This is a genomic window from Betaproteobacteria bacterium (assembly GCA_016791345.1).
Classification (GTDB): Bacteria; Pseudomonadota; Gammaproteobacteria; order Burkholderiales; family JAEUMW01; genus JAEUMW01.
The window spans coordinates 1-7,616 of sequence record JAEUMW010000122.1; the positions used below are offsets into that span (position 1 = coordinate 1).

8 protein-coding genes are annotated in these 7,616 nt (G+C 65.9%); 3 read left to right on the forward strand and 5 right to left on the reverse strand.

What is annotated here, in order from left to right:
- Nucleotides 1-62 precede the first annotated feature (62 nt).
- Nucleotides 63-659, reverse strand: a complete 597-nt coding sequence (locus JNK68_04850; GenBank protein MBL8539681.1) for a glutathione S-transferase family protein — start codon at nucleotides 657-659, stop codon at nucleotides 63-65.
- Nucleotides 660-778: 119 nt separating this feature from the next.
- Here JNK68_04850 and ppa point away from each other — a divergent pair, with 119 nt between their 5' ends.
- Both ppa and JNK68_04860 read left to right on the forward strand, forming a co-directional pair.
- Nucleotides 779-1,327: an inorganic diphosphatase gene (ppa, locus tag JNK68_04855; protein MBL8539682.1), complete on the forward strand. Its 549-nt coding sequence runs from the start codon at nucleotides 779-781 to the stop codon at nucleotides 1,325-1,327.
- 20 nt (nucleotides 1,328-1,347) lie between these two features.
- Nucleotides 1,348-2,145, forward strand: a complete 798-nt coding sequence (locus JNK68_04860; protein MBL8539683.1) for an enoyl-CoA hydratase — start codon at nucleotides 1,348-1,350, stop codon at nucleotides 2,143-2,145.
- Nucleotides 2,146-2,176: 31 nt separating this feature from the next.
- Here JNK68_04860 and JNK68_04865 read toward each other — a convergent pair whose 3' ends face one another.
- The 4 genes from JNK68_04865 to JNK68_04880 form a co-directional block, all read right to left on the reverse strand.
- Nucleotides 2,177-2,383 carry a hypothetical protein gene (locus tag JNK68_04865; GenBank protein MBL8539684.1) on the reverse strand — a complete coding sequence of 69 codons (207 nt, stop codon included), beginning with the start codon at nucleotides 2,381-2,383 and terminating at the stop codon, nucleotides 2,177-2,179.
- A gap of 70 nt (nucleotides 2,384-2,453) precedes the next feature.
- Nucleotides 2,454-4,331: a molecular chaperone HtpG gene (htpG, locus tag JNK68_04870; protein MBL8539685.1), complete on the reverse strand. Its 1,878-nt coding sequence runs from the start codon at nucleotides 4,329-4,331 to the stop codon at nucleotides 2,454-2,456.
- Nucleotides 4,332-4,459: 128 nt separating this feature from the next.
- The gene (locus JNK68_04875; GenBank protein MBL8539686.1) at nucleotides 4,460-6,040 is read right to left on the reverse strand and encodes a Na+/H+ antiporter; all 1,581 of its coding nucleotides are present in this window, start codon (nucleotides 6,038-6,040) and stop codon (nucleotides 4,460-4,462) included.
- 11 nt (nucleotides 6,041-6,051) lie between these two features.
- Nucleotides 6,052-6,843 carry a phosphodiesterase gene (locus JNK68_04880; protein ID MBL8539687.1) on the reverse strand — a complete coding sequence of 264 codons (792 nt, stop codon included), beginning with the start codon at nucleotides 6,841-6,843 and terminating at the stop codon, nucleotides 6,052-6,054.
- A 78-nt stretch (nucleotides 6,844-6,921) separates the two neighbouring features.
- On the opposite strand from JNK68_04880, the gene JNK68_04885 reads away from it, so the two are divergent.
- The coding region (locus JNK68_04885; protein ID MBL8539688.1) for a sorbosone dehydrogenase family protein at nucleotides 6,922-7,616 on the forward strand (695 nt) is incomplete at its 3' end.

Consider the following 7,616-nt stretch of genomic DNA (forward strand, 5'->3'; position numbering starts at 1 on the left):
CTAAGCTCGCCTGACCAACACATCATAACCGCAGGAGCGAAAAAGCGGGGTGGCGCGACGCTTCAGCTCGGGCGCGGCAGCGGCGCATGGCCCGGCAGCGCGGCAATGCGCTCCATCCAGGCAGATACCGCGGGGTACGGCTCCAGCCCGATGTCCCCTTCCGGGGCGAGCGCCGCATAGGGATAGCAGGCGATGTCGGCTAGCGTGAGGCGGTCGAGCGCGAGCCAGGGATGCACCGCGAGACGCTCTTCCAGCACGGCCAGCGCCGCGCGTCCGGCTGCCTGAGCTTCGGCGAGGTCCGCAACCCGTCCGAAGCGCAGCACCGCGCGGGCCCGCGCCAGGCCGTAGAGAATTTCGTTCTGCGCCAGCGCCAGCCACTGCATGACGGCCGCCATGCCGAGCGCGTCGAGCGGCAGCAGATCCTCGCGGCCCAGGCGGCGTGCCAGGTAGACGAGGATCGCAGTGGAATCCCAGATCACCGTGCCGCCGTCGTCGAGCACCGGCACCTGACCGCGCGGATTGAGCTGCCGGTAGGCCGCCGTCCGCTGCTCGCCCACCGCCAGATCGACGGCGATCCGCTCATAGGGGGTGCCGGTCAGCGAAAGCAGGAGTCGGATCTTGTGGCAGTTGCCGGAGCGTTCGGCATCGTACAGTTTCACGACGATCTCCTCCTGAGACGGGCTGCGCCATTATCGCTGCCCCTTCCGCCACCCCACAACCGGGAGCTACCGCAGCTATAATGGCGCGTTCCCCGTCCGCCCATGGAGCCGATTCCGCGATGAGCCTGCAAAACGTCCCTTCCGGCAAAGATCTGCCGAACGATTTCAACGTCATCATCGAGATTCCGATGCGCGGGGATCCGGTGAAGTACGAGGTGGACAAGGACAGCGGGGCGATGTTCGTGGATCGTTTCATGGCAACGGCGATGCACTATCCCTGCAATTACGGCTACATCCCGCACACCCTGTCGGACGACGGCGACCCGGTCGACGTGCTGGTGATCACGCCGGTGCCGCTCATCTCCGGTTCCGTCATCCGCTGTCGGCCGGTCGGGGTTCTCAAGATGGAGGACGAGGCAGGCGACGACTCGAAGCTCCTCGCCGTGCCGGTAGAAAAGCTGTGGCCGGCCTTCCGCGAGATCGAGACCCCGCGCGATCTGCCCGAAATGCGACTCGCCCAGATCACCCACTTCTTCGAGCACTACAAGGACCTGGAGCGCGGCAAGTGGGTGAAGATCAAGGGATGGTACGGTCCGGAGGAGGCGAAGAAGGAAATCCTGGCCGGCGTCGAAGGCTACAACAACGCCAAGGTCAAGCCGGCGTTCTGACGTCCCGCGGAAATCGCGAGATGAGTTCTCCCGCCGTAGCCGGCGACGCTGCACCCCTCGTTCTGCGGCAGGACGAAGCGGGCGTCACGACCCTGACCCTCAACCGGCCGGCGCAGTTCAACGCGCTGTCGCGCGCGCTCATCGAAGCGCTGGCGGCGGAGCTTGCGAAACTCCACGGCGACGAGTCGGTGCGCGTGGTGGTGCTCGCGGGCGCCGGCAAGGCTTTCTGCGCCGGTCACGATCTCAAGGAACTCAAGACCTTCAACGATCCGGTCCTGGCGCATCCCGTGTTTGCACTCTGCGGCGAGGCGATGCTCAGCATGATGAATCTGCCGCAGCCGGTGATCGCCCGCGTGCACGGCGTCGCGACTGCGGCCGGATGCCAGCTCGTCGCTGCCTGCGATCTCGCAGTCGCGTCGAGCGAGGCCCGCTTCGCCACCTCCGGCATCAACGTCGGCCTGTTCTGCAGCACGCCCGGCGTGGCGCTCTCACGCAACGTCCCGCGCAAGAAGGCGCTGGAAATGCTGCTCACGGGTGACTATTTCGACGCGCAGGCCGCCCTCGCCTGCGGTCTCGTCAACCATGTCGTGGCGCCCGACGCGCTCGACGCGGCAGTACACGCGCTCGCCGCGAAGATCACCGCCAAACCGCGGCAGGCCATCGCAGACGGCAAACGGGTGTTTTACGAGCAGATCGAGATGAACGCCGAGGGCGCGTATTCGCTGGCGGCCGACGAAATCACGCGCACCCTCTTCACCGCCGAGACCCAGGAAGGTCTCGACGCCTTCCTGCAGAAACGCCCGCCGCGCTGGTCCTGAGCGCCCACGGCGGGAACCGCCGGGTGCGCCTTCAGCGTACGCACCGGCAGGACTCCTGGACGACCGGGTCGCGCGGCGCGCCACTGCCTGGGCGCGTGAACGCGTAGCTCGCGAAGCCCTCCGCTGCACACCTCTTCGCGCAGTCCGCCTCCCATTCCGCCATGCTCGGGCCGCGGAAACTCAGCCAGAGCGCAAGGCCGAACACCCCCAGCATGAGAAGGAACAGGAGGACGCGCATGAGACGAGACGGTTCGTCGTGATCTGCGAGGCGCGCTGGGAGCGACCGTGACGACCCTCGCCCTGCCGGGTCAGCGGTTCTCTTCGCCCGCCGGAGGGGTTGCCGCGCCTGCCGACATCGACAGCATGAGCTCGTTGAGCCGGCGGACGAACGAAGCCGGGTCGTCGAGCTGTCCGCCCTCGGCGAGGAGCGCCTGGTCGAATATGACGCTCGCGAGGTCGTCGAAGCGCGCGCCGGCGCTTTCGACCTTCAGCCGCTCGACCAGCGGGTGGCGCGGGTTGATCTCTAGGATCGGCTTCGTCGTCGGAACGTTCTGGCCGGCTGCCTTGAGCAGGCGCTCGAGGTTGCCGCTCATGCCGTACTGATCGGCGACGAGGCAGGCAGGCGAGCTCGTCAGGCGGTGCGTGACGCGCACTTCCTTCACCCTTTCGCCCAGCACCTTGGCGATGCGGTCGGTCAGGTCCTTGAGCTCGCCGGCTTCGCGCTCCTGCTCCTTCTTCTCCTCCTCGTCGGCGAGCTTGCCCAGGTCGAGATCGCCCTTCGCCACCGACTGCAGTGACTTGCCCTCGAACTCGTGCAGGTGCGACGTCACCCATTCGTCCACCCGGTCGTACATCAGCAGCACCTCGATGCCCTTCTTGCGGAAGATTTCCAGGTGCGGGCTGTTCTTCGCGGCGGCGAAGGTGTCGGCCGTGATGTAATAGATCTTCTCCTGCCCTTCCTTCATGCGCGACACGTAATCGGCAAGCGACACCGTCTGCGCATCCGTGTCGTTGTGGCTGGAGGCAAAGCGCAGGAGCTTCGCGATGCGCTCGCGGTTGGCGTGATCCTCGCCCACCCCTTCCTTGAACGCACGCCCGAACTCGCGCCAGAAGGTGGTGAACTTGTCCGGCTGGTTGGCGGCGAGGTCTTCGACCAGCCCGAGCACCTTCTTCACCGAGCCGGCGCGAATCGCCTCGACGTCGCGCGAATGCTGCAGGATCTCGCGCGAGACGTTGAGCGGCAGGTCGTTCGAGTCGATGACGCCGCGCACGAAGCGCAGGTACACCGGCATGAGCTGCTCCGCGTCGTCCATGATGAAGACGCGGCGCACGTAGAGCTTGATGCCGTGACGGTGCTCGCGGTCCCAGAGGTCGAACGGCGCGTGCGCGGGCAGGTAGAGAAGATGCGTGTATTCCTGCTTGCCCTCGACCCTGGCGTGGACGTGCGCAAGCGGCGGCTCGAAATCGTGCGCGACGTGCTTGTAGAACTCGACATACTGCTCGTCGGTGATCTCGGACTTAGGGCGCGCCCACAGCGCGGACGCCTGATTGACGACCTCGGTGTCGTGGGTGAGGACGTCCGCCTTCTTTTCCTCGTCCCACTGCTCCTTCACCATCACGATCGGCGCCTGGATGTGGTCGGAGTACTTGCGGATGACCGACTTGAGGCGCCAGCTGTCGAGGAACTCGTCCTCGCCCTCGCGCAGGTGCAGGATGACGTCGGTGCCGCGCGCGGCGCGCTCGATCGTCTCGATCGTGTAATCGCCCTCACCGGCCGACTCCCAGCGCACGGCGTGCTCGTGCCCCAGCCCGGCGCGACGCGTGACGACGGTGACCCTGTCCGCGACGATGAAGGCGGAATAGAAGCCGACGCCGAACTGCCCGATGAGGCGGGCGTCCTTGGCCTGATCGCCAGTCAGCGCCTGGAAGAATTCGCGGGTGCCGGACTTGGCGATGGTGCCGATATGGTCGATCACTTCCTGCCGCGACATGCCGATGCCGTTGTCGGACACCGTGATCGTGCGCGCTTCCTTGTCGAAGCTCACGCGGATCTTGAGGTCGGAATCGCCCTCGAACAGGCTGGGATCGGAAAGGGCCTCGAAGCGCAGCTTGTCGCAGGCGTCGGAGGCGTTGGAAACGAGCTCGCGCAGGAAGATCTCCTTGTTGCTGTACAAGGAGTGGATCATGAGGTTGAGCAGCTGCTTGACCTCGGCCTGAAAGCCGAGCGTTTCCTTGGTAGCGGTGGTGGTCTCCACGGTGGGCAAAGCTCCCTGACTGAACGAATGCCTGCAACTTGGGGCGCGCAGGCGATTTTTCAAGAACCGGTGCGTCTGCCGTTGAGCCGCGCCTCCTCGTAGTCGAGTTCACGCTGCAGCGACTGCAGCGCTTCGGCGCCGATCGCCTCCTCGCGCCACAGGCGGATCAGCTCGCGCCGCTCGGCGCGCACCACGGCGCTGCGCAGCCGGAGGGCGAGATTGTCGACGTCGGCAAAAGCGAGTTGGCGCGGGTCGACGCACCGCAGACGGATCTCATACTCGGATCGCAGCGGGTCGCTGATGTGGTGCGGGATGCGCTCCGCCTCACTGAAGCGGTCGACCTCGGCGAGCCCGGCGCGCGTCATCGCTTCCCGCGCCAGCTGTTCCTCTTCCAGCGGGCTCCAGTCGGTGCCCTGGTGCAGCAGGCGGATCAGCGGCGCAAGGGTCAACCCCTGGACGACGAGGGTGAACAGAATGACCGCGAAGGCAAGACAAAGCACCAGGCTCCGATAAGGGAAGGCCGTTCCGTCGGGCAGCAGATGTGGCAGCGCGAGAACGGCCGCGAGGGAGACGATGCCGCGCATCCCGCACCACGAAACGATGGCGACCGGCTGCCACGGCGGATAGGCGTCGTCCGTCCGCAGCAACGGGTTGAGAAACCGAGGTGCGAAGGCTGCCGTGAACACCCAGAGGAATCGCGTCAGCACGGCGGTCATGCACACCGCCAGCGCGAGCCAGCCGAGGTGGGCCTTCGGCTCGGCATGGATGTCGTCGATGATGTCGTTCAGTTCGAGCCCGATGAGAATGAAGGCCAGACAGTTCATGAGGAATTCGATCGCGCTCCAGACCGCCTGCACCTGAATCCTGCTTTCCGCCGTGAACACTTCTGGCGCATAACGGGCCCGCATCAGGCCCGCCGCGACGACGGCCAGTACGCCGGATACCTGCATCGCCTCTGCCCCGAGATAGGCCACGTACGGCAGCAGGAGCGAGAGCAGGATCTCGATCACGGGGTCATCGAGCCGCGCGTGGATGGCGACGGACAGTCGCGCCAGGATGAGCCCGAGGGCGATGCCGCCAATGGCGATGACGAAGAACTCTCCAAATGCATCGGGCAACGAGAACGCACCCGTCAGCGCAGCCGCGACGGCGAACTTGTAGAGCACGAGCCCGGTCGCGTCGTTGACCAGACTCTCCCCCTCCAGAATCGTCACCACGCGGTGCGGCATGCGCAGTCGATTGAGCACCGCGGTCGCTGCCACCGCATCCGGCGGCGAGACGATCGCTCCGAGCGCGAACGCCACCGCCCACGGCATGTCCGGAACCAGCAGCTTCATGACCACGGCCACCGCCAGCGTGGTCACGATCACGAGCGGCACCGCCAGCATGGTGATGGGTCGCAGGTTGCGCTTGAAGTCGCGCCACGAAGTCTGCAGCGCCGCGACGTAGAGAACCGGCGGCAGAATGGTCACCAGCACCAGATTCGGGTCGAGCTCCACCTTCGGGCCGAAAGGGAGAAACCCCAGGGCCGCCCCACCGATCACCAGCGCGATCGGATACGGCACGTTGATCCGGCGTGCCAGCCAGCTCAGCGCGACGGCGCAGGCGAGCAGGCCGGCGATCAGCTCGACGAACTCCACGATGGCCGGGACTAGAAGGAATAGGGGCCGGGATAGCGGCCGGTGACGAGCGTATGGCTGACGAGACCGGTCGCGGCCGTCCAGGTGTGCAGCTGGAACCCCGGTGGCTCCAAGGTATAGCAGAGCGCCTCATGCGGTCGCAGGTCGAGCGCGACCTGGTGCGCCGTGCTCGGACAGACCGAGGCGAGCACGCCCTGCCAGCGCACCTGTATCGAACGGTGCAGATGCCCGCACAGAATGCGCTCGACCTGCGGAAAGCGCCCGAGCAGGCGGGCAAGTGCTTCCGCACCGGCGAGCCCCATGTCGTCGAGGTTCGCGACGCCGGTCAGAAACGGCGGGTGATGCATCACGAGCACGGTCGGCCGCTCGGGTGCTTCCGCAAGGTGTTCCGCGAGCCAGCTCAGGCGCACGTCGCATAACTCGCCGCCATCCTGCCCCGGAACCAGCGTATCGAGGAACACGAGGCGCAGCGGGTCGGCGTCGATCACGTACTGCAGAAACCCCGAGCGCGGCAGCCATGGATGATCGGAGAACGCCGCACGCAGTTGGTCCCGATCGTCGTGATTCCCGGGAATCACGTACACCGGCATGGAAAGTGGCGAGAGCAGCGCGCGGAACTGCGCATACGCCTCGACAGTTGCGATGTCGACCAGATCGCCGCTGGCAACCACGAACTGCGGCGCGGGATCGAGTTCGGCGAGTCGGGCGACACAGGTGCCGAGCAGTCCGGCCGTATCGACGCGCCCCATGCAGGCGTGCCCTGGTACGGTGACATGCAAGTCGGAAATCTGGGCGAAGATCAAGGTGTGCTGCGTGTCGATTCGATTCGTCACGGGGTGTATGGTAGACGCTTCCTCCTACCGGCTGTAGCGCGCTCCCTCATGAATCTCTTCGCCAAGACCTTCTGGCTCGCACTGCTGCTCGTCGCTGTCCTTCCGGTTCGGCTGGCCGCGGCTCGCTCGCTGCCACTGGAGAAGATCCAGCTCCCCCCCGGATTCGAGATCGCGATCTACGCCGACAACGTCCCGGGAGCGCGGTCGCTCACGCTGGGGACCAACGGCACGGTCTATGTCGGAACGCTCAGTACCGGGAAGGTCTATGCCGTGATCGACGACGACCACGACGGCAAGGCAGATCAGGTGATCACCGTAGCCGAAGGGCTCAATTCACCGAACGGTGTGGCGTATCGCGATGGCAGCCTGTACGTGGCAGAGATCAACCGCATCCTGCGCTTCGACGATGTGGCGGCTCATCCGGCAGGACCGCACAAGCCGGTGGTGATCAACGATGCACTGCCGCGCGAGGCCCATCACGGCTGGAAGTTCATCGCTTTCGGACCGGACGGCTGGCTCTACGTTCCGGTCGGCGCGCCGTGCAACATCTGCGCACCGGACCCGCAGAAGTACGCGAACATCATGCGCATGAAGCCTGACGGCACCAACCTCGAACTCTTTGCCGCCGGCGTGCGCAACACCGTCGGCTTCGACTGGAATCCGGAGGATCGTACCCTCTGGTTCACCGACAACGGGCGCGACATGCTCGGCGACGATTCGCCTTCATGCGAGCTCAACCATGC